Origin of the sequence: Corynebacterium kroppenstedtii DSM 44385 (assembly GCF_000023145.1) — a bacterium.
Lineage (GTDB): Bacteria > Actinomycetota > Actinomycetes > Mycobacteriales > Mycobacteriaceae > Corynebacterium > Corynebacterium kroppenstedtii.
In genome coordinates, this window is record NC_012704.1 from 2,279,228 (window position 1) to 2,301,849 (window position 22,622).

Annotated in this window: 17 protein-coding genes and 1 tRNA gene; 6 read left to right on the forward strand and 12 right to left on the reverse strand. The window is 60.3% G+C overall.

The features are described from left to right. Positions 1 to 17: 17 nt before the first annotated feature. The 4 genes from CKROP_RS09645 to CKROP_RS09660 all read right to left on the reverse strand — a co-directional run bounded on the left by CKROP_RS09645 (position 18) and on the right by CKROP_RS09660 (position 7,193). Complete coding sequence (locus CKROP_RS09645) at positions 18 to 1,502, reverse strand: carboxylesterase family protein (protein ID WP_237698420.1); 1,485 nt, start codon at positions 1,500 to 1,502, stop codon at positions 18 to 20. Positions 1,503 to 1,625: 123 nt separating this feature from the next. Then, positions 1,626 to 3,269, reverse strand: a complete 1,644-nt coding sequence (locus CKROP_RS09650) for a carboxylesterase family protein (protein ID WP_237698421.1) — start codon at positions 3,267 to 3,269, stop codon at positions 1,626 to 1,628. Positions 3,270 to 3,328: 59 nt separating this feature from the next. Further along, positions 3,329 to 5,539, reverse strand: coding sequence for an FAD/NAD(P)-binding protein (locus tag CKROP_RS11220; RefSeq protein WP_041628933.1), 2,211 nt, complete (start codon positions 5,537 to 5,539; stop codon positions 3,329 to 3,331). A 46-nt stretch (positions 5,540 to 5,585) separates the two neighbouring features. After that, positions 5,586 to 7,193 (reverse strand): alpha/beta fold hydrolase, encoded by a 1,608-nt coding sequence (locus tag CKROP_RS09660; RefSeq protein ID WP_012732560.1) that lies wholly within the window; start codon positions 7,191 to 7,193, stop codon positions 5,586 to 5,588. Positions 7,194 to 7,542: 349 nt separating this feature from the next. On the opposite strand from CKROP_RS09660, the gene CKROP_RS09665 reads away from it, so the two are divergent. The 3 genes from CKROP_RS09665 (at position 7,543) to CKROP_RS09675 (ending at position 10,527) form a co-directional block, all read left to right on the forward strand. Further along, positions 7,543 to 8,550: a FecCD family ABC transporter permease gene (locus CKROP_RS09665; protein WP_041629640.1), complete on the forward strand. Its 1,008-nt coding sequence runs from the start codon at positions 7,543 to 7,545 to the stop codon at positions 8,548 to 8,550. A gap of 16 nt (positions 8,551 to 8,566) precedes the next feature. Next, complete coding sequence (locus CKROP_RS09670; RefSeq protein WP_012732562.1) at positions 8,567 to 9,358, forward strand: ABC transporter ATP-binding protein; 792 nt, start codon at positions 8,567 to 8,569, stop codon at positions 9,356 to 9,358. Positions 9,359 to 9,435: 77 nt separating this feature from the next. Beyond that, a complete protein-coding gene (locus CKROP_RS09675; RefSeq protein WP_041629641.1) occupies positions 9,436 to 10,527 on the forward strand; it encodes an ABC transporter substrate-binding protein in 1,092 nt (363 codons plus the stop codon). Positions 10,528 to 10,609: 82 nt separating this feature from the next. On the opposite strand, the gene CKROP_RS11900 is transcribed toward CKROP_RS09675, so the two are convergent. Both CKROP_RS11900 and lpdA read right to left on the reverse strand, forming a co-directional pair. Then, complete coding sequence (locus CKROP_RS11900; RefSeq protein ID WP_369688111.1) at positions 10,610 to 10,852, reverse strand: DUF6767 domain-containing protein; 243 nt, start codon at positions 10,850 to 10,852, stop codon at positions 10,610 to 10,612. Positions 10,853 to 10,942: 90 nt separating this feature from the next. Beyond that, a complete protein-coding gene (gene lpdA, locus CKROP_RS09685) occupies positions 10,943 to 12,352 on the reverse strand; it encodes a dihydrolipoyl dehydrogenase (protein WP_012732565.1) in 1,410 nt (469 codons plus the stop codon). Between the two features lie 171 nt (positions 12,353 to 12,523). On the opposite strand from lpdA, the gene CKROP_RS09690 reads away from it, so the two are divergent. Continuing rightward, complete coding sequence (locus tag CKROP_RS09690; protein ID WP_237698422.1) at positions 12,524 to 13,369, forward strand: hypothetical protein; 846 nt, start codon at positions 12,524 to 12,526, stop codon at positions 13,367 to 13,369. A gap of 26 nt (positions 13,370 to 13,395) precedes the next feature. Here the strand turns inward: CKROP_RS09690 and CKROP_RS10920 are convergent, their stop codons facing one another. After that, positions 13,396 to 14,361, reverse strand: a complete 966-nt coding sequence (locus tag CKROP_RS10920) for a CE1 family esterase (protein WP_169302971.1) — start codon at positions 14,359 to 14,361, stop codon at positions 13,396 to 13,398. A 93-nt stretch (positions 14,362 to 14,454) separates the two neighbouring features. Then, a complete protein-coding gene (locus CKROP_RS09700; RefSeq protein ID WP_012732568.1) occupies positions 14,455 to 15,846 on the reverse strand; it encodes an MFS transporter in 1,392 nt (463 codons plus the stop codon). A 167-nt stretch (positions 15,847 to 16,013) separates the two neighbouring features. On the opposite strand from CKROP_RS09700, the gene CKROP_RS09705 reads away from it, so the two are divergent. Then, positions 16,014 to 16,892 (forward strand): oxidoreductase, encoded by an 879-nt coding sequence (locus tag CKROP_RS09705; RefSeq protein ID WP_012732569.1) that lies wholly within the window; start codon positions 16,014 to 16,016, stop codon positions 16,890 to 16,892. A 73-nt stretch (positions 16,893 to 16,965) separates the two neighbouring features. On the opposite strand, the gene CKROP_RS11525 is transcribed toward CKROP_RS09705, so the two are convergent. The 3 genes from CKROP_RS11525 to CKROP_RS09715 form a co-directional block, all read right to left on the reverse strand. Beyond that, entirely contained in the window at positions 16,966 to 17,127 is a 162-nt protein-coding gene (locus CKROP_RS11525; RefSeq protein ID WP_012732570.1) for a hypothetical protein, read from the reverse strand. A gap of 502 nt (positions 17,128 to 17,629) precedes the next feature. Then, positions 17,630 to 17,705 (reverse strand) — tRNA-Thr (locus tag CKROP_RS09710). A 108-nt stretch (positions 17,706 to 17,813) separates the two neighbouring features. After that, a complete protein-coding gene (locus CKROP_RS09715; protein WP_012732571.1) occupies positions 17,814 to 19,172 on the reverse strand; it encodes a DNA polymerase III subunit delta' in 1,359 nt (452 codons plus the stop codon). A 119-nt stretch (positions 19,173 to 19,291) separates the two neighbouring features. Here CKROP_RS09715 and CKROP_RS09720 point away from each other — a divergent pair, with 119 nt between their 5' ends. Beyond that, the gene (locus tag CKROP_RS09720) at positions 19,292 to 20,824 is read left to right on the forward strand and encodes an adenylate/guanylate cyclase domain-containing protein (RefSeq protein ID WP_420838952.1); all 1,533 of its coding nucleotides are present in this window, start codon (positions 19,292 to 19,294) and stop codon (positions 20,822 to 20,824) included. An 18-nt stretch (positions 20,825 to 20,842) separates the two neighbouring features. On the opposite strand, the gene CKROP_RS09725 is transcribed toward CKROP_RS09720, so the two are convergent. Next, positions 20,843 to 22,537, reverse strand: a complete 1,695-nt coding sequence (locus CKROP_RS09725; RefSeq protein ID WP_012732573.1) for an AMP-binding protein — start codon at positions 22,535 to 22,537, stop codon at positions 20,843 to 20,845. Between the last annotated feature and the right edge of the window lie 85 nt (positions 22,538 to 22,622).

Here is a 22,622-nt window from a genome sequence, read left to right on the forward strand (position 1 = left end):
ACGGCGCTGCCCTACGTTCACCCGAAGTTGGCGAAGTCCACGGTCGACCAGACCTCACGCATGTCATGGCGCGGATCGTTCACGGTCGTTTCGCCATCGTCGCCAAAAATGTGTGTTGATCGATCGTCGGCGTAGGGGGTGAAGCCGGGGTTTCCGTCGTGAATAAAGTCCCGCCACCGGCGTTGCATTGCTGCCGTCGTTTCTTTGATGCGGTCCAACCCGCCGAAAGTGAATGCTTTCGATGCCATCCCGGCGTCGTATCGGCCGAAGAGCAGCGGGAGGTCCCAGGTGTGCGTCGCGCCGAGCCCGAGGGCTTTGAAGAATGGTGTGGAGACGTCGATGCGGTACATCCACACGTTGCTGGGCGACCACTGCTCTGCCAGGGCGATGGACGGGCCCCAGAACAGGGCGTCGCCGAAGAGTTCCGCGCACTCGGTGCGTGAGCGACCGTTGCGGTACATGTCCCGGAACACCTCGGCGGCATTCGGGCCGATGGATTCCGCAAAGGTCTGGGCGTGGCGGCGTTGCGTCGTCGTCGAAACTTTCCTGAGCCGCATGAAATAGTATTCGTGGCTCACTGTTCCGATCAGTAGCGGAACTTTTCCGCCGACCCCGGGGGCGTCGGGCGTGATTTCGAGCGGATGGCGCGGGAGGAGGTCGCCGTCGATAACGGGGGCAAAAAGCCCTCCGAACTCCAGGTTTTCCACATTTTCTTGGAGTATGCCCCCGCTGAGTTTCCCGATTGTGCGCGAATCCACTGCCACCGGATTCTGGCATTTATCGAACAGGCGGTTGGCCCACAGCGCGGCTAAGTCCGGGTGGTGGACCATCGCCAGCGGCGGCGAGAGCATGATGACGCCCGCGATGACATTCTCCAGCTGGGGCACAGCGGTGAGGGACGACACCAGTGCCCCGCCCGACGATTGCCCCATCGCGATAATTCGATGCGGATCCCCGCCGAACGCCTCCGCGTTGTCACGGACCCAGGTCAGGGCCGTTATCCCGTCGGAGAGCTGCGTGTTGGTGTCGAAGCGGTCCGCGGGGACGTCGGACTGCGATGTTCCGTAACTCAGCGACATTCCGCCTGCCACCCCGAGCCGGTAGTTCACAGCGACGACGATGGCGTCGAGTGCCGTCGCCAAGTATTGGGCGGAATACAGCCTGTTGGCGGCGGATCCGAATGCGTTGGAGCCGCCGTGGAAGAAGACCACGACGGGGCGACGGGCTGACGCATCGGCAGCTGATCGTGACGATGGGTCGCGGGGGACGACGACGTCGAGCCACAAGCAATCTTCTGATCCGATGACGCCTTGGTCGGCGTTGCGGATTTGGATGCAGGGGCTGCCGGACTGTGTTGCTAAAAGGGGTGTTGACCAGGGCTCTTTGGGCCGGGCGCGGCGAAAGCGAAGCTCGCCGGTGGGTGGTTCGGCGTACGGAATGCCGCGGAAAGCGGCCACACCCGTTTCTGCGTGACCTACCACCGGCCCGGTGGTGGTATTCACGGTCCAGTTATCGCGAAATGACCTTTTAGGTGTTGAAGTTAAATGAGAAGAATCGTTAACAGGAATAGACACATTGACAAATATAGTAAATGCAGCGAACTAACGATTCCTTATTTGGCGAAATTAATTCGTTAGATCAACGTCTGACCAGGCCCGGCGCAGCTCACCCGACGGATCTTCCGCTGTGTGCTCGCCCGCATTAAAAATCTGAGTAGCAAAGCCATCACTAAATGGTGGAAATTCTGGATTACCGGAATGAATAAAATTCTTCCACCGACTTTGCATCACAGCACTGGTGGCCCGCATCTGATTGTGTCCACCCAAATACAGCGCATCAGGGCCTTTGCCGGAATCGTAGCGCTCAAATAAGAGGGGGAGGTCGAGGGCGTGCGTCGCACCCAGCCCGGACAGTCGAAGCGACGGCGTCAACATATCGAGCCGATACATCCAGGCTTTCCCTTGTGGCCACCGGGACGCTAATTGCAGTGACGATGCCAAGAACAAGGCGTCGCCGGCGAATCTGCCACACTCCGCGCGGGTGCGGCCACCGCGGTAGAACTCTGCCAAAATCTCCGGGGCGCTCCCGCCGATGGACTGGGCCAGCCGACGAATGCGCGCGCGTTGGGCGCGGGTGGACATGCGCTCCCACCGCATGACCAGGTATTCATCGGCGTTCGTCCCGATCAGAAGCGGGATGTTCGCCGCCGGGGTGCCGTCGTCAAGAGGTTCTTCTCGACGTTCGTCGCTTCGTTCGTCGGGGGCAGTTGGTTGGGGAACAGCCAGAGGATGCCGAGCCATCAGGTCCCCGTCGACAGTGGGCGCGAAGGGGCCGGAAAACTCGAGGTACTCGTCGTTAATGACGTTCAGCCGTTCGGTCAGGTGCGCGAGTTCCATGGCCGAGATGCCGTTGAGGTCGGGGTTTTCGGCCCGCGCGCGATCTGCCCACCGGGCGGCGGCTGCGGGTGAATGGACCATGGCAACGGGCGGGGATTGCGCGATGGCTCCGGCGATGACCCCGCGGAGTTCCGGTACGGCGGTCAGCGCGGTCACCATGGCGCCGCCCGAGGATTCGCCCATGATGGTGATGCGCGCGGGGTCGCCGCCGAATGCCTCGGCATTGTCATGAACCCATCGCACGGCCATGACGAGATCCGATAAGCCGGGGTTGGAATCTGCCCTGGTCGTGGACTCCGTGCCGACGACACTTGCCTCGTCGGCCGTGTAATTGAGCGACAGCTGCCCCAAGATTCCCACACGATAATTGACCGCGACGACCACCGCGTCCATGGCTTGCGCGAAATACTGCCCGGTCAGCAACGGTTCGTTGGCAGAGCCGTGAACGTTGGACCCACCGTGGAAGTAGAGGACGATCGGACGTCGGGCATCCCGATTAATCATGTGAGACTGGCCTTTGCCCGAGCGCCCTTCGACCGACCGAGCTGCCGTGTTCGGAACAACAACGTTGAGCCACAGGCAGTCTTCAGACCCTACCCACCCCACGGACTTGTTGCGGTATTGAGCGCAATAGTCGCCCGAATGGTCCGCGATCAGCGGTTCCGTCCACGATTCCACCGGTTGAGCGCGCCGAAATCGCAGGTCACCACGCGTCGGTTGCGCGTACGGTATTCCACGGAAAGCAACGACACCTGTCTCGGCATGCCCCTTGATCGGGCCGGTCGTGGTCTCAACAATCCAAGCATCGCGGAAGCTGTGGTTGCGTCGCGACTGGGTGCGGGCGTGTGTGTCAGCGTTCATGGCTCCGGTCATGGTGTGGGCCAGTGTAGAGGAAGTGTGGCCAATGATGTCGAGACTGCTTGCCGACGACGCTACCCACGGGCGACCCCGGGCGCGCTTGCCGCTGCCGCATCCGTTTCCTGCAGCATCAACGGATCGGTCCCCGGCATCGGCGAAATGGTGGTATCCGCACGCATCTCTTGCAGCGGAATGCCCAACATGTGGACGCGCGGATCGATCGTGCCGTCGGGGTGGATGACCCGGCATGTCTCCATGTCAACTTCGGGCGCGCGAGTCGGCGTGGAGTGGCGTTTGGTGCTGCCCTCACCACGTGGTGCACTCTCGTCATGCGGTGTATGCAGGGCAAATGGCCTCATTCTTCCCGACGACACCAGCGCCCGCGTCAGCGGATCTGTGCTCCTATTGACGTTTGGTTTGTGTTGCCACGCGTCGATCAGCGTCGGTGAGTACATCGGGTGCGCACCGGTAGTCGGCGAGGTCAGCACGAACTGCGGTTCGTCGCCGTGGTCGGTGGTGACGCCGACGATCGGATCTGCGCCCGCGAAAACGACCAGGCCAGCGTCGATAAGAGCGATCAGCTCCGCGGTGCGGAACGCGGGCGGTCCGGAACCGACGTTGGCACCGATCCGGACGAACTCGCCGTAGTCCCCTCTGCGCGACTCGGGCGTAAATTTTCCTGGTTCGTCTGCGATGGCGACGGTCTTGCGCGCGGCTCCGATGACCTGCAATCCCGCCTTGACCGCGGATTCCCTGCCCCGGCGCGCTTCGGCCAGGTCATTCTTTAACGCGTCTTTGACCGCCGCGGTGAGCGCGCGGATGGCAGATTCGGCGTCTGCCGTGTCCGGATGTGGAGCCTCCGGCAGCTCGGCCGCGATCCTGGCCATCGGATCGGCATAATAGGGCAGGTCAAAGCGGTCCGCGGGGGCGACCAGTCCGTCGAGCCGAGGATCATTGTGAAACGACCACGGGTCTGTGGCTGGATCATCGATAATGCCGATTACCTGGTGGAGCGCCTCGTCGGAGTCGTGAAGAAGGACGCGATAGTAGGCAGCTTGTGCGTCGCGCAGGATCGCCGGCCAGAGCGTTGTGGAGAAATCGATGCTGCCCGCGGGTGGATCGCTCGGGAGCGCCTGGACCGCGGACTTCAGCCGAGGCATCGGAGCCGCAGGCGGGAGCGAACCAAACACGGGTTTCGGCTGGTAGGGGTACCCGTGGTGGGACGTCACAATGAGCCGTGGTTCCCGGCCAGAGGGCTTGTAGGTCAGGTCGAACGGCGAGGACGACGTGTGCTGGAATTCCCCGCCGCGGTCGATGGTCAGCCTAGCCATGAGGTCAAAGAAACCCATGCCCAGGCCCCGCACGATCACGTCGGGTCGGTGTGGTTGTGGATCATGCCCTGCCGAGTCAGTGGTGTCGTGCCCGTCAGCAACGCTGTCGAGGTCCTGGTCAGCGGGGTGCCCGGGGTGGATCCAGGTCAGGTTCGGGTGCGCGTCAACACTCGCGGCCAGCACCGATTCGGCGGTGTTCGCGGTGGTGTCCGTCCACCCGAGTGCCAAAACGGTGGCGTCTGCGTCGATCGATGTTCCGTCGGAAAGCGTGATGGTGTCCTGAGAACTCTCCTGCGCAGCGTTTTCTTCTTGCTTGCCGACGGGACCATCGGTGTCATCATGCCCATCCGCGCCAGCATCGATAGGCCGAATATCAACAGCACGAGCCTTGTGAATATGCACGGTCACGCCCGGAATTGTCCGAAGTCGGTCCACGGCGATGTCGAATACCCACCGCAGATAATGCCCGTATAACGCGCGCGAAGGATGCGATTCCGGACGAGATTGACGGATTTCCGCCTCGTAATCCGCCGGCATGGTGGGCGGGAATTCGCGGAACAGCTCCGTTTTCTTACGTGCGCGGGAGGAATCGGAATCCGTCGGCCGCGGCTGCAGGTCATCGTCGCGGAGCAATTGCAACCACTCGTAGAGGGTCGGGCCTTCCAGGACGGGGCCACGCACGGTCGATCCCGGCTCAGCGAAGAGTGTCACCGCGTCTGCCAGCGTGTTCATGCATAGCGTGGATGATTGATCAGTCCGCCACACACGGCCCGCGCCGGGTTCGACGTCGTCAATAAGGTGAATAGCGATGGTGCCGGCGGAGGACACGGACTTGTCGTCGGCCGCAGTCTGCTCTGTTGAGTCCGACGAGGCGGATTCCCGCAAGAAACTTCCGAGGCGTTCCAAGACCGAGATCCCGCGTGGTCCGCCGCCAACAATCGCTATCGTTCGCATAATGCCACGGTAGCGTCCGCCTCTCACCAAGAAAAGACAGGGCTGTCTATTCCCCATTCATATACTCAGAGACAACGTCGGCAGCCTGATCAAAGTCATTCACCAGCACACCGTGGCTGTAACCCGGGTACATGTGGAGGTTGCCATCCATCGCGTCGCGCATCTCGGGGGCTCCCGTTCCGGTGACCGCGGTGTCCTTGTCGTAACCGAGGTGAAGCGGCTTCACTTTCAGCTTGTCCCCGGACACCTTCTTGAACGGTGTGTTCGTCGGCCAACCATCGCAGTACGCGCCGCTGGCCAGCATGTTTTCGTTCAAATCAATGATGTCCCCCGGCACAATAAGGGACGTGTAATAGGGGATCAGCTTGGATCGGTCGGGGGCCGTCGCGTTCTCATTACAGGAGACGACGTTGCCCTGAATAGTCATCGCCTGAACAAGTTGTTGCTGAATTTCCAGCTGTTTCTGTTCCTCTGGCGTTGGTTCGCGGCCGTTATCGCTCTCATCCGCGTCCAACAATTCTCCCGCGTTGGCGTTCGCATCCCCCGCCTGCGCTTTCTTCGCGCTCAGGTATTCCGCCAGCTTGGGCCACGATTTTTGGCTATACAGCGTCCCCATCACCATCGAGTTCGGGTCAGCGAATTGATCCGGCGAAATCGCGTCGGTATAGAGCTTTACCGCATCGATCACCCTGCCGGTCCGCCACGCGACAAGGTCAGCCGCGTTCACGAGAGCAACGGCAGCCTGTGCATAATCGTCGGGAATTGCCTCGACATCGCGACGGTCCGCCGATTGCGGGCGAACAGGGGCCGACACCCCGTACTCATCATGAATCACGGCGGCGAAGGATTGATAGACCTCGCGTGGTGTGGTCCCCAAGTGGTACTCGCTGTCCCGCTCAGCGACCCACGAGAAGAATTCATGTATCGCTTCATGGCGAATAGCTTGTCGCTTTTCTGCGAGACGGAAAACAAGGTCATTCGGGGACGCACTCGAATCGAAAATCGCTTTATTAGTATGTTCCGGAAATAAAGTGGCGTATGTACTCATCAGCGGCCCTCCATAGGAAAGCCCATAAAGATTGAGCTGCTTTTCGCCCAAAAGTTTCCGCGCTTCTTCTAAATCACGTGCCGTATTTTCCGTATTTACTGTTTTTGTGTACCCCGGATTATGCGATTCGCACGCATCATAAAGCATTCCCGCCGTCATATATGGCGTCGCGATCTCCGGTTGGCAATTCAATGGAGTACCCCACGTCAGCCCGCGTGGCTCCACCGCGATGAGGTCATAATTCTTGCCGACGCTCTCAGGCAGATGAACCGCCTGCGTCCCTTCGCCTTTATCGCTGTGGTCGCTGAACATGCCCAGCGCGTCGCCACCAGGACCACCCGGGTTACCCGCAATAACACCCTTCTTCTGCCCACTAGCGGGGATTTTGCTCATGGTGAGTTCGATGGTCCCCGCCGACGGATCGTCATAATCTTTCGGAACGGTGAATGTTGCGCACGTCGCACGGGCAGCTACTCCTGATCCTTCAGGGCATGGCCCCCACTTCAGTGGCGATGACGGTTGTTGCGCATCCCCGGCATGTGCTGGAACCGCGGCGGAAAAGATCAACAATGTGCTGGCTAGAAAAGCTGCGCCGTGTTTCTTCATAATTCACCTTTCTGAGTTACCGTTCATGTATATCAATAGATAAAGCGCGCGCATATCAATAACACGCGTGAACAAGGCATCATGGCGAGCATCCGAGAGTATTTTCGCTGCTCATCCGCCCGTTTCAGCTTTTATAGAAAATGTGTTTTACTTTCGGTGAGTGTTTTCTGGAGGTTCACTGAACCGCTCCCTGCTATAGATTTCGCCAAGGAATCACGTGAATAACGGTTGTACATCGTCACCACCCCGCACGTCGTCGCGACGACGGATCCGCGGGGTTTCGTTCGGGCGTCGCTCCCGCCGGGATCCGTCCGAGCACACGCCCCGGCGCGCTCCGCTCTGGCTATTCCTGCTGATAGGAGCGGCTGCACTGATCATCAGCCTTATTGCATCGACAACGTTTGGCTCGGCCCAGTACGACGTCAGCCAAGTATGGTCTGTCATCCGCGCGCATTTCGGGGGCGCAGGAACACCGGACGCGTCGTTGGATTCCGTGGTGTGGGATTTGCGCGCTCCCCGGGGAGTGTTAGCCGCCATCGTCGGTGCCGGCTTGGCGCTGGCGGGCGTCGCTATCCAAACTTTGGTCAGGAATCCGCTGGCCGATCCGTATTTGTTGGGGATTTCGTCGGGTGCCAGCGTGGGGGCAACGTCGGTGATCACCCTCGGGTGGTTTTCGTCGTTCGGGCTTTTCGCGCTCACCGGCGGGGCGTTGGCCGGGGCGATAGCCGCCACCCTCACGGTGTACTTCGTCGCTATGGGGCAAGGCGGGCTGACACCGCTGCGGCTCGTCCTGTCCGGTGTGGTCATCAGCGCCGCGTTCAGCGCGATCGCCAACTTCATGATCTTTAAGTCGCCCTATGGGCAGGCCGCGCAGGGCGTGATGTTTTGGATGCTGGGTTCGGTCGCGGGCGCTACGTGGTCCAAGCTGTGGATCCCGTCGGCTATTGTGGCTGTGACTTTTGCGCTCCTCATGGCGGTATCGTCGCAGCTCGATGCGTTAGCCGCCGGCCCGGACACGGCCGCTGCACTGGGAATCAATGTTGCTGTGCTCCGCCAGTGCCTGTTCTTCCTTCAAGCGATCCTGGTGGGTGCGCTGGTGGCGGTGTCGGGTGGAATTGGTTTTGTCGGCCTGGTGATCCCCCACATTGCGCGGCTCCTTGTTGGCCCTCGCCACCGTCGGCTTGTTCCCGCAGCCATGCTCTGCGGCGCGATTTTCCTGGTGTGGGTGGATGTTCTGGCGCGCGTCGCCGCCATCCCGCAAGAGATCCCGCTGGGTGTCGTGACCGGCATCATCGGCGCCCCGGTGTTCCTGATCCTTATGAGGCGCTCGCACTACAGGTTCGGGGGTCAAGAGTGATGTTTGGGGGCAACCAATGACCACACTCAAAGCGCGCAATGTCTCGTGCTCCATTGCACATTCGGACCGAGTCATCCTCCGGGACGTGTCATTCACCGTTCCATCTGGCGGCATGACGGCCATCGTCGGCATTAATGGCGTCGGTAAAACCACCCTCCTTCGGGTCCTCGCTGGTATTCACCGCCCTCATTCTGGTCGTGTTCTTATCGACGACGGTACCGACGTCCACTCTCTTCGCCCGCGCGACCGGGCGCAACGCATTGCTTTCATCGGCCAAGAGGAAGCGCCGCCGGATGATCTCCTCCTCGGCGAAATGGTGGCCTTGGGGCGGATTCCGCATCTGAAGCCGTGGCAAACCGGTGGGAAGAAGAAACGCGACGTTGTGACCGCGTCGCTGGAGGTCGTCGGCCTCGCGGACAAGATCGATCACCGGTGTGACCAGCTTTCCGGCGGAGAGCGTCGTCGAGCCATGTTGGCCCGCGGATTGGCCCAGGATACGGACCTTGTTCTTCTGGACGAGCCCACTAATCACCTGGATGTCCGATATCAGCTGCTGCTTCTCGACGTGATGCGGGCGTCGGGGCGCACGATTTGCGCCACCATTCACGACCTGGATTTGGCGTTTACGAACTTCGACCACGTCATCGTCCTCGGCGACGGTGGTGTTCTTGCGGCCGGGCCGCCCGAAGAAACGTTAACGGAGAGCACCGTTGCGCACGGCTTTTCCGTGAATTCCACCCACATTTCTACCGCGAACAATTCTCTCCATCTCGTGGTGGAAAGCTTACGAAAGGATACTGCACCGTGAAACAGAACAATCGGTTAAAGCTCATCGACGGTGGCCGACGTCGTCGGTCGGCGAGGACCATTGCGACCTCGGCGCTCATGGCCAGCCTGATTATGGCTCCACTGACAGCGTGCTCCAGCTCGGATAAATCCACCAGCGCTAGCGGCGGAAATGAGGGCGCCAACTCGGGCCCGGTCACCGTCAAGAATTGTGGTAAAGACGCCACGTATCCCTCGACAGCGAAGCACATGTACGTCAATGACGGGAACATGATTGCCACCACGTTGGCGGTAGGCGCGGCGGACAATATCGCGAATGTCAGCAGCCTGCAGGATGACAAGGCAATCCTTGAGGCCAAATATGGCAAGGATGTCGTCGACAAGTTGAAGGTGGATGCGCCGGACTCTCCGTCGCTGGAGCGAATTATCGCGACCAAGCCGGACCTTGTGTTCGCGGGGTGGAACTACGGGTTTTCGGAATCCAAGAATTTGACGCCGGATGCGCTGAAGGATCACGGGATTGAGTCCTATATTCTTTCCGAGTCCTGCCGGCAAGGTGGATCTGACAAGCGCGGGACGATGGATCCGTGGGATGCTGCGAAGACGGACCTCACCAATATCGGGAAATTGACCGGTCATGAGGATAAGGCGAATGACGTGGTCAAAGATGTGGATAAGCGCCTGGACGCGTTGAAACAGGCTCCCGCGGCTGAGGGGGCGGATAACGCTGAGGGGTCCGGTAAGCCGCCGGTGACGTTCGTGTTCGACTCCGCGAAGGACACGATTTTTACCTCCGGCAAATTCGGCGGACCCCAGGCGATTATCGAAGCGGCCGGCGGGAAGAACGCCACCGATGACGTCGATGACACGTGGACCACGGTGGGGTGGGAGAAAATCGCCTCTGCCCAACCGGATGTGATCGCTTTCGTGGACTATCCGTCACAAACTTTCGAGGAGAAAGTGAAAATCCTGGAGTCCAATCCGGCCACGAAGAACTTGGAGGCGGTGAAGCAGAAGCGTTTTGTTAACCTTCCGTACGCCATGTGGACGTCTGGCCCACTGAATATCGACGCCGCCGAGTACATGCGGAAAAGGTATGAGAAGTTTGGGTTGATGCCGAAGAGCGATATTCGCACCGACGTTCAGCTTCCGGATTCTTTGGCCGGGCGGGAATATTTCGTGGAGAAGTAACTGCACGCAGGCGGAGTAACCCACGCGAGCGGACTAATCCCACGAAGGCGGGCACCGGCAACCCCGGCATGCGTGACGTGGCTTAGGACGTGTGCCGGTGCGCCAGGTTCATTTGGCGCATGCGTTCCATGAGTTCGGGGTCCATGCGCACCATTTGCACAAGTTGGCAGTCGGCCGGCCCGCTGGTTCCAGGTTGACACGCGGTGCAGGGCTCGCCGAACCGGATTGGGCAGCGCGCGTCGGGGTGGCTCTTTTTTCGCCGACGCGAATTGCGCGGACGACGGGGACGTTTCCCCTGGTCATCACGCGCACCTTTCCTACTCAGCGTCGCTGAGCGGGGTTCTACGGGGGCACGGGGTTGTCTCTGCGGAGGGGCATCTTCCTGAGTGTCCTGCCGGGACGCGGCAGGCCCGCCTCAGAGGTTGATCATGTGGCCCAGCGTTCCTTCTGCCGCTTCCTTGATGGCCTCAGACAGGGTCGGGTGGGTGTGAACGTTGCGCCCGATTTCCTCAGCGGTCAAGTCGTAGCGGGCCGCGAGGGTCAGTTCCGGCAGCATCTCGGAGACGTTGGAGCCGACCATGTGAGCGCCGAGAATTTCCCCATATTCGCCGTCGGTCACGATCTTGACAAAGCCAGCGGGTTCGCCTAGGCCTTGTGCCTTTCCGTTCGCGGTGAAGGGGAAACTGGCCACCTTGATGTCGCGGTCGGAGAACTTCTCTTTCGCAGCGGCTTCCGTGTAGCCCATCGACGCAACCTGTGGGTTACAGAACGTTGCGCGAGGCATCATCATGTAGTCGCCCAGGGTTTCGGTCTCTGCGCCGGCGATGGTTTCGGCAGCCACGACGCCTTGCGCTTCGGCCACGTGGGCTAGCTGCAGCTTCGCGGTAACGTCGCCAATGGCGTAAATGCCGTCGACGTTGGTGCGCATGAAGTCATCGATGGCGATAGCGCCACGGTCGGTGAGCTCGACGCCGGTCTTGTCCAGGCCGTAGCCCTCGACGCGCGGAGCGAACCCGACCGAGACGAGAACGCGGTCCACTGTCAGCGTCTGCTGCTTCGACCCGTCCTTCTTCTCAATGTCGACCTCGACAGAGTCGCCCTTATCGCGCACAGCTGTGGTCTTGTGCCCGGTCAGCACAGTGACGCCGAGCTTCTTGTACTGCTTGGCGATCTCCTTGGAGACGTCCTTGTCCTCGTTGGGTAGGACGGAGTCCATGAACTCGACGATGGTGACATCCACCCCGTAGTTAGCCAGCACGTACGCAAATTCCATGCCGATAGCGCCCGCACCGACGATGACCATGGACTCAGGGAGTTCGTCGTTAAGGATCTGTTCCTCATAGGAGACGACGTTGCTGCTGAGCTCGATACCCGGGAGCGTCTTCACGACGGAACCCGTCGCAATGATGCAGTTATCGAACGTAAGGGTTTTACCGGCGTCGTCGCCGTCGGACACCTCGATGGTGTGTGCGTCGGTGAAGGTGCCTTGGCCGTGGACTTCGGTGATTTTGTTCTTCTTCATCAGGAAGTGGACGCCCTTCACAATGTTGGAGGACACCTTCCTGGAGCGTTTGTGCGCCGCACCGAAATCGAACGACACGTCGCCCGAAATGCCAAATGTCTTGGCATCGTGCGTGAACGTGTGCGCTAATTCAGCGTTGCGAAGGAGTGCCTTGGATGGGATGCAGCCCACATTCAGGCACACACCGCCCCAATACTTCTTCTCCACAATCGCAACTTTTTTGCCCAACTGAGCGGCGCGAATAGCCGCCACATATCCGCCGGGACCTGCACCAAGGATAACTACGTCATAATGTTCAGCCACGGTTTTTAGGATACGACGCTGCCACCGAGATTTCAGGTAATGGGGGCAATAGCCGTGGGGGTACCTGACGTTCTTGCGCTCTGTGGAGCGCCCATTGCCGCAGGACTACTCCGTCGGTAAATACGTCCGGCGAATGCGTCGGCAATTGCGCAAAGGGTAGCGTATCAGCGTGTGACATTCACTATGTTCGCCTACATCGGTGCCGTGTGCGCCGCGATTGCCTACGGCGGGGCCACGATTCTGCAGGCTATTGCGGTGGGGCGGCTTGCCGCGCTTCCGGCCGGCTCGTCGTGGGGTCACCGTATTCGCACCGGATGGCTATACGGCCTCGGCTTGGTGTGCGACTTCCTCGGCTTCCTCATGTCGGCGCTGGCATTGCACTCTTTGCCTCTTTTTCTTGTCGAGTCAACGGTGGCGTCGTCGGTCGCGGTGACCGCTGTGCTGGCGGTGGTTGTGTTACATCAACGCCTCACCACGCACGAGGTCATCGCCGTTGCTGTGCTGGTCGCGGGCCTGATTGTCCTGGGTGTGACGGCCGAGGAAGGCCCGGCGCGCACTGTTGCGTGGTGGGTCGGGTGGGGCTTGTGCGCCCTCGCGATTCCGCTTGCCGCGGTCGCAGCGGTGTGCGTCGTCGCCTCTCAACCCCGATGGACAATGACGACCGGGATTGTTCTGTCGGTCATCTCGGGGCTGGGCTTCGGTTTCGTCGGCGTCGCTGCCCGTTTGGTGACGGTCCATTCGTCGATACTTGGCTGGCTCGGCGACGCGTTCGTCTGGGCGATGGTGCTGATGGGCGGGCTTGCTGTGGTTGCTTATGGCTATGCGTTAGATCGATTGCCGACGACGACGGTGGCGGCGCTGTCTTTCGCGTGCGAGACCATTGTTCCGTCGGCGATCGGATTGATGTGGCTGGGCGACGAAGTCCGGCCGGGGTTGATGTGGTTGGCGGTGGTCGGCTTCGTGGCGGTGCTGGGGGCGTGCGTGCAGCTCTCGAGCAAGGCGGAAGTGGAAGCGTAAACACGGAAGCGTCGACCCTGCGCGCCTTATTTATGGTGCCGGCTCAGAAAATCCCACACCACGTCGGTGGTCTGAAGCGTGTGGTTATACGGGCCTTCCCCGCTTTCCTTTTGGTAGGGCGATCCCGGCCAATTGTGTCCTCCATCAGCGATGGCGAGGTGTTCGACGTCGACTCCCGGGCGACACCCTCCCCATGTCATGCGGGTGACGCCGGCCGACGACGTCGGCGATGTAGCGGGTTCCGATGCGCATCCCTGTAGCTGCGCGAATGTGCCCGCCAGTTCGGGTGCTGCCACGTAGCGTTCGCCGTGGCTTGTGCCTCCGTCGTAGTGCATGGTTCCGTCTTTGACACCGTGTATTTCCAAGACGGACACGTCGTTGTTTGGCGTTGACCCGGTGGTGCATGATGTGTGCGTCGCGGGATAGTAGGCACCGGCGACGGGCGCCACGGCGGCGAAAGTCTCCGGCATTGTGCAGGCGAGTTTGGCGGCGAATCCCCCGCCGTTGGATTTCCCGGTCGCGTAGATCCGGGTGTGGTCGATCCGGTATTTCCGGTCGAGCTGGGCGAGGATATCGCAAACGAGCTGCGAATCCTTGTCCCCGTCGTTGGTGGTGGTGTAGGGCGCGGATTCCCATGCGCGCTGGGTGCCACTCTTGCCTTTTTCGTCTTGAGGGTAGACGACGAGGGCCGGGAGTCGGTCGAGATCGGTGTATTTCTTCATGAGCGTGGCATTTTGGCTGTGCCCATGGAAGGCGAAGATCACCGGAAGCGGCGCGGCGGTTGCGTCGGTAAGGGGTACGGACAGACGGTATGAGCGGGTGAGACCACCCGACTTGATCGTGATAGCGGAGCTCGATGGTCCATTGAGTTCTTCGTCTTCACTGGGCGACGACGATCGTCGCCGGGTCACGATGACGGCGAAGAGGGCTGCAATAACGAGGCTGATAAGAACAGCGGTGGCTATTGCGCGGCGGTGTGGTGAGTGAATCACCACCCCAAAAGTATGCTTCCCTAAACGTCACGGTCAAGGGTTAGCGGTCAAGGGCCGGTGATCGAGGCTGGCGCACAAGAGCCAACCCGCCGACTACTCCTCAGCCGTCACGTCATCCAGGTTCTTGCGCGACACCATGAACAAAAGAATCAGAGTCAGCGTCGCCTCAATGGCACCGAAAGCCAGCATATCCACGTAGTCGAAATCCCCGGAGAGTTTCGTCAAAATCATGGGGAAGAAGAATCCGACGTACGTCAGCACGTAGAACGCCGAGGTCAAACCGGCAAGATCATCCGGGCCAGCGAGCCGCTGGACCTCCGTCAGTCCAGAGATCAGAACAAGTCCGTACCCGAGGCCCAACAAAGCAGCCACAGAAATGGATCCGACGATGGAGAGCCGCGTCGATACGAAAGCCGCTAATACCATCCCGATGGCAACGAAGATAATGCCCAAGATGGGGCCGCGCGCGCTGTAGTCGGTGTTGATGCGGTCACCAACTTGCTGGATGCCGAACCCGAATGCCAAGCACACCACCGTGAGGAGCGCGGAGTAGGCGACGGGGGCTTTGACGTGGGAGGACATGAGTGCGGGTGTCACCGCGTAGGCAACGCCGGCTGCCCCGAAGACCCAGGGTGCGATCGGCACGGCGACCGTCAAGAACCGTGGGTGCTTCGCGGTGGGAACGGCCAGGTCAGACCAAAAGCTGCCGTGGACTTTCAAGTGCGCGGACTGGCGGGTTTCCGGTATTTTCACCAGGAAAACCAGGGTGGGGATAGACAGAATGATCTGCAAAATGTAGGAAAGCTGCCCTGGGATCGGCCCCCATTGCGCGAGAAGACCAGCAACTCCGGCACCAACTCCGAAGCCACCCGTGAGGGCCATCGCTGCTCGGGCCGCGCCAGCAGATTTTTTCGCGTGCGGGTCAAACGGCGCCTGAGAAAGCTCTTTCACCCAGGACCCACCAACAGTCATGGCGATTCCCACGGCCAGGCCGGCCAGCAGTCGACCGATAAACATGGGGACCTCGGACTTTTCACCGATGGCAATCAAGATCGAGCCGATGATCGCAGCCACCGGCCCCCATAACATCACCGTCTTACGCCCGTAGCGGTCCGAGAGAGGCCCTAAGAAAACCAGACCTGCCATAATCCCGATGGCATATGCACCCAACAGGGAGTCGACAAAGACCGGCGAGAACACGCTTTCACCACGGTAAAAAATAAGGAGTGGTGTGAATTCGTTGCCACCCCAGGCGATCACGAACATCGCCAGTACGACGAAAACCCATGCGTAGCGATCCGAAGCGTTCGCGGTGGTCGGCGTGGCGGCCCGGAGTTCGTGAGGTGTGACGTCGGCAAGCTGATCCTGTTGCGTGCTACTTCGCGCACTCGTCGTTGCGGAAGCGACGCTGCTGTCAGCGGTATGTGGGGCAGGGTCAAGATGTGCGTCTGAGCTGTCGCTCTCAGACGATTTCGGGGAGGACATGGCCTTATCGTAGGAGTGCCCAGTTTTCCAATGAAATAAAATCGCGATTTTAGGCCGAAATTACGCAACTCTCACACGAACGACCAATATGTGGTATGGATCATGTTTTTACGACGTGTCGCCTGAATCGCATAATTCGCCTGAACCGCCGGAAGGGAAGAACAACGATGGCTCACACGAATCCCGACACATCCCATACCAATCGCTCTAGCTCACTGGATGGCAAGAAGGTTGCTTTGGTGACGGGCGCGACGTCGGGTATCGGTCGATCGACCGCGCTCAAGCTGCTCAAGAAGGGTTTTGTGGTTTACGGCGCGGCCCGGCGCGAGGACCGTTTGCGCGAGCTGGCGCGCGACGGGGTGCGCACTCTGCGGATGGATGTGACCGATGAAGACTCCATGAGCGACGGGATCAACACCATTATCGACGACGCTGGCCGTATTGATGTTCTGATCAATTGTGCTGGATATGGCGTTGTGGGCGCTATTGAGGATGTCGATCCGGAGGATGCCCGCCGACAGTTTGAGATTAACGTGTTCGGCCCGATGGCGTTGGTGCGTTTGGTTGCTCCGCATATGCGCGAGCAGGGTGAGGGCCGGATTGTGAATGTGTCGTCGATCGCGGGGAAGGTTCCCGCCCTGCTCGGCGGCTGGTACCACGGGTCGAAATTTGCCCTGGAGGGGCTGAGCGATTGTCTGCGCTTGGAGCTGGGGCCGTGGGGTATCGATGTGTCCGTGGTGGAGCCGGGCCCGGTGAAGACGGAGTGGCCGCATATTGCTCAGGAATCGATGGAGGAAACCAGTGATGGTAGGGCGTATGCGGAGATGGCGCACGCGGTGGCGGAGTCTGTTGAGTTTAAGCACCGTCCGGGGATGGTGTCCCGGCCTGGGACTGTGGCGCATGCTGTTGTGAAGGCCGCGACGACTGAGCGGCCCCGCACGAGGTACGCGGTGGGGCCGTTAGCGAAGCTCACGGTGCTGTTGCGCCGCCTACTCCCCGACCGAGCTATGGATTTCTTTATCCGTAAGAGCTACAAGCTCGGATAGGCGGGATGTGGAGCCGCCTGTCAGAATCGAACTGACGATATTCTCATGACGGGTCTTTGTCGACGCAGTGCGCCTACCAACGCTGCTTACGCTTGCGAGAATTATCTTTCTCGTCCTTCAAGAAGTCGAATCGCGTCCGAGGGTACTTGGCGAAGTACTCCTCCGGGCTCGTCTCAAGGAGCTTGATGCGCTCCGAATAGGTTGCATCGAATGTGATGTTCTTTGGGCTGGTCACTTCGGCTCACCTCCATCACTAGACCGTAACCGAGTGTAACCGAATACCGTCACCGCGACGACGATTCCGCCCACCAGTACTCATCCCCTTATAGTCCCCTCGAAGGCGAACGCCACCGCAAAAGTGTCCGCACCGCCTTTTGTCGTATAACCCCAGGAGGAAGACAATTCCTGGGGCGCGAAGAAGCACCGACGCACGGAAAAGGAGCCGGTACACGGAAAACTGCGAGGAAACTACACCTCGAGCCCACCTAGAGCCCGAAAAGTGTGGGGGAATATGCGCCCCAAAATAAAAGTGCGGAGGTATATGGCCAATTTTCGGCCATTTTTCGCCCATATCCCCACGCAGTTTTCCCAACCGACCCCTATATGCCCCCGCAGTTTTCCGGCATCCGGACACACTTTTGTCGTATAACCCAAAACCACGCACGATGCCTCGCGTCCCCCGGTCCGCGAAAATGCATGAAGCCCCAGGCAGAACAAGAATTGTGCCTGGGGCTAGGTGGAGCCGCCTGTCAGAATCGAACTGACGACCTTCTCATTACGAGTGAGATGCTCTACCGACTGAGCTAAGGCGGCATGAAGTACCTCGACGCATATTACCTGAACCAGTCGCGGGACCAAAACGTAGCCCTCACCTCGAGGTTCGTGCGATAAATTCCCGGCCCCGCCGCGACTTCCCTCGCCCTAATCAACAGGCCCAGTCACGCATATTTGCCGCAACCTGCCCACCATCGCATCAAGCGCTCCTTCTTGCCGGACCCCTGAAGCGAGTAATTCGCGCCCCATCCGAACAGCATCAACACACTGAAGCAGCTGCTCAGGTGTGTTTCGTCGGGCCAGTTCGGCGGCAGTATTCGCGTGGTCGGGGTGGATGGCGGGCACACGTCCGCCACCAGCATTAACGCTCACCATGAGCGCATCGCGATACAGCCCCGCAATATCCATCAGCGAGAGATCCAACAGGTCAATGACCATGCGTGTCCGGCGGTTTTTCTGTTTCGTTTCCAGCTCTTTCATCGCGCCCGCACTCCCCCGCTGAGCTTTCGCCGCGCCACGTCCTTTCGCGCCAACGCCCAGGGCCTCCCGCAACTTCGCCAGCTCGGCCTCATCGCGTTCAGCGGTGGCCGCCTCGGCTTCCTTCTTTGCCGACGCCACCAGCTCGCCGGTATACAGATACGCGTCGCCGTCCTGGTACACCTTTTCCGGGACACGCAGCGCCCGTTGCCGCTGAGTGCGCGCTTGGTCGTCTGACGCTAACCGCTTGGCCCGTCCAACGTGCCCGCCCGACACAGACGCAGCCCAATCAATCTGCTTGTCGGTGAGCCCGAGGGCTGTGTCGTCGGCAAGAATGTGTTTGACCTCGTCTATTGAGGGCGTAGGGATGTAGACGTGTCGGCATCGCGAACGGATCGTGACGTGGACATCATCGGGGTCGGTGGACGGCGCGCAGAGGATAAACACCGTCCGCGGCGGGGGCTCCTCGATGGATTTCAGCAGGGCATTGGCGCCGGCATCGTTGAGCCGGTCGGCGTCTTCAACGATAACAACGCGCCACTGTGCGGTGGTGGGCATGCGCGAGGCCGCCTCGATCATGTCGCGCACCTGCTTCACCGGGATAACGACGCCTTCGGGCACGATCGTGACAATGTCCGTGTGCGTTCCGGCCAGGGCGGTCCGGCAGGCTTCGCATTGTCCGCAACCAGGTGTTTCTTCCTTGCACATTAACGACGCGGCGAATGCTTTCGCGGCGACGGAGCGGCCCGCGCCGGGTGGCCCGGTGAAGAGCCAGGCGTGGGTCATGTGGGCGGATTGGTGCGCCGACGCAGGTAGGCCGGCGAGCGCGGCGTCGTCGGTTGTAGCGCTTCCGCTAGCCACACCGCTCTCACCATCTAGACCACTCCCGCTAGCCACACCACCGTCCCCACGAGCAGCAATCTCGCGGGCAGCATACACAGCGTTGGTGAGTGTTTCGCGCACAGTGGGGGATCCCACCATCTGCCGGAGCAGCGGTGGTTCGGGGCGGTCGGTGGCGCGGGAATTCATGGGAACAGTGTACGTTGCACCCCGGACATACCATGCCGCCGATATGCGCGGCCAAGATACCGCCCGATATACCCGGCCGAGACACCGCCCGTCGCACCGATTGACCAGTTATCCTATTGATTATGACTATTCAGGAGTATCTGCGGTGGCTTCGGGGGACGTCGTGGCCTTTGTATGCGGCATTGGTGCTTCTGGCTAATGTGGTCGGCGCGCTGGCGGTGGGCGCTTTCCTCCGGTTCTTGTTGCCACTGGGAGAGCGCGACGATCTCACGGATTTTTCCAGTTCAGTGGGCGCGCTCTACGCAGCATATTTCGTGGCAGCCGTCGTGGCAGGTATCGGCTGCACTGTTTTCCTCTTTCAGTCGGTACTCAGGTGGCAGCGCCATCCTGACCGCTTCGACCCCATCATGATCCGCCACCTAGTGCTGCGCATCCCCGCTTTCCAAGCGTTCCTGGGCGCGGCTCTGTGGCTCATTGGTGTGGTCATCTTCACGGCTGTGGCCGCTACTCGTTCTGCGAGCCTCGCCGTGTCGGTGTGCGTAACGGCCCTCCTGGGCGGTGCGCTGGTCACGATGCTCACGTATTTCATTGCGGAGCGCCGCGTTCGCCCCATCGCGATCGCAGCCCTGGCGGTGAACGCGGATCGTACTTTCCTGGAGCCGTCGATTAGTGGGCGTATCCGCCAAGTATGGGTAACGACGACGGCCATCCCCGTGGTGGGGATCGTGCTGTTGGCGGTGGGGGCTCGCCAGGGATTTTTCTCCAGCGACGCGGCGAGTTTGATGCCCGCGGTGGTGGCGCTGGCGGTGACGTCGTTAGTGACGGGCTGGGCCGGCGCTGCGCTGCTCTCGATGAGCATCGCGGACCCCATTGATGAGCTTCAGGACGCTATCCTGCGCGTGCGTCGCGGTGAGACGGATACCGACGTCCCGATTTACGACGGCTCGGAGATCGGCGTGCTGCAGGCCGGCTTCAACGAAATGATGCGCGGTTTGCGCGACCGCCAGCGCGTGCGCGATGTGTTCGGCCAGTACGTGGGTATCGAGGTCGCGCGGCAGGCGATGGAGGAGAACCCGGTGTTGGGCGGCGAGGATCGCCTGGTTGCGGTGCTGTTCGTCGACGTGATTGGTTCCACGACGTTCGCGGTGAACCATCCGCCGGAAGAGGTTGTGGAGACGCTCAATCAGTACTTTGATCGCGTCGTGGAGATCGTGCACAAGCACCGCGGGATTATCAACAAGTTCGAGGGCGACGCGGCGCTGGCTGTTTTCGGGGCTCCGCTGCCACTCGACGACATCGCCGGCCACGCGTTGGCGGCGGCGCGCGAACTACGGGCGGAGCTGCGTGGCTTGCGTCTGCAGTCGGGTATTGGTGTGGCCGCCGGGCACGTTGTGGCTGGTCACATTGGTGCCCATGACCGTTTTGAGTACACGGTGATCGGCGACGCGGTGAACCAGGCGGCTCGGCTGACGGATTTGGCTAAGGACACTCCCGGTCGTGTTTTGACTTCTGCCGCGACGTTGCGTCGCGCGAATGAGGCGGAGCAGGCGCGGTGGACTGTGCTGAAGTCCGTAGAGTTGCGGGGGCGCAAGGAGATGACTCAGTTGGCACGGCCTATTCGCCCGACGCTCGCTGACCGTTCAGAGAGGTAGCGGGCAAAACTGAACGCTCTACTCGACGGTGGAGCGCCCAGGAAGCTTCTTCCGGATCACTTTGCCCATGGGGTTGCGGGGGAATTCATCAACGAAGAAGACGTCCCGCGGGCGGTGCCCCTCAGACAATTCATTCACAACGTGCTCGCGGACTTCATCCGCGGTAATCGGATCCGTGCCTTCTTCCCTAATGATGTAGGCACGAATGGCCTGGCCATATTGATCGTCCTCAACACCGTGGACATAGGAATCATGAATCCGCGAGTGCGAAACCAAGGCGTTTTCAATCTCGATGGGGAAGATCTTTTCGGCGAACTGGGTAATGATCAGGTCATCCCCACGGCCGAGCACATGGAGCATATTGCCGTCGGTGATGTAGCCACGGTCGTGCATGCAGATCGCACCGTTGATCGTAGGGATGTCAATGTCCTGGTCCGTGTATCCGGCGAAGAGGTCATACACGGCAACCCAAATGATGCCGATTTCCCCCTCGGGGACCAGGTTGCCGTCCTCATCACGGATGTCGACGATTTCACCGGGGTAGATGCGGCCACTGAGTGCGGTATCTGCAGCGAGCTCTTCAGGACGTGCGACGGCGATCGGACCAGATTCCGAACTCCCGTAGAGGTTACAAAGGACAGGTTTCGCTTCTGGGCCACCGAACTTCTCGTTGGTCTTTTCGATCTCATGGGCAGCTAAGGGGCTACCAGCCGAAACGATAAACCGAAGCCCGTCAACGTGGTCGATTCCTTCGTTATCCATATAGGAGACGATGGAACGCAGGCGCGAGGCAGCCGAGCACATCGCCGTGGCGTTGTAGTGCTGGATGTCGCGCAGTGTTTCTTCCGGAGTGAAGCCCCGCCGCGCAATGATGGTGGATTGCGTAAACAAGGATAAGACGAGGTTGGCCCACCCGTAGTCGTGGAAGAGCACACTCGTCAGAATGACGGTGAGGCCCCGCTTCCACGGAATCCCCGAAACTAATGGTGCCGCACCCTGGGGCGACTTAAATGCACCGCGAATAACGCCCTTGGGCATTCCGGTGGTTCCCGACGTCATCACAACGTGGAAGCCACGTTTCGGCCGGGTGGGTAACGAGTCGGTTACTCGAGCCTGGCTAATGATGCCATCCATGGTCTCATAACGCTCGGCATTATCGGGATTATCGACGTGGCCAAGGATGATGTCGTATTTATCCGCGGCATCATCGGCGAGCATCGGGAGGAATTCATCATCGAGGATGAAAACGTCAATGTGGTTAAACGCCAGAACGTGCTCGAGCTGTTTCGCCGACGTGTTCGCGTTGACCATAAAGATGTTGAAGCCCAGCATGTGGCGGCACGTGAGCGGGAGTATGGCGGCCCTCCCGTTGCGGGCTAGGACGGCGACGTTGGTGCCGGCCTTCACTCCCCGAGCCTGGAGCGCCAGAGCCAGGCGGTTGGTACGCTCCCAGAACTCGGCATAGGTGAGTTCGCCGTCATCGTCAACGAGGCCTAGGCGGACCGGGTTCATCCGCGCGGCCATGGATAACATAGTCGTTTCTAGCGCTCCCCAGCGATAGAAGCTCTTTGCTGCGGCCAGGATGTCTGCGGGCTTCATTGGCTCAAGAACCTCAAGGTCCTTGAGGATACGCAGAAAGTAGCCAAACTGCTGAAGTTTGATTTTCGCAGGTGCTCCATGGTTAATCCGAGGAGTAAGCGTGAAATTTGGCATATACTGATCCCCAAAACGGTTTTTCAACATAAACAAGGTCGATCGAGATATTATATAGTTCAACAGGTACTGAGTACACTTTTCT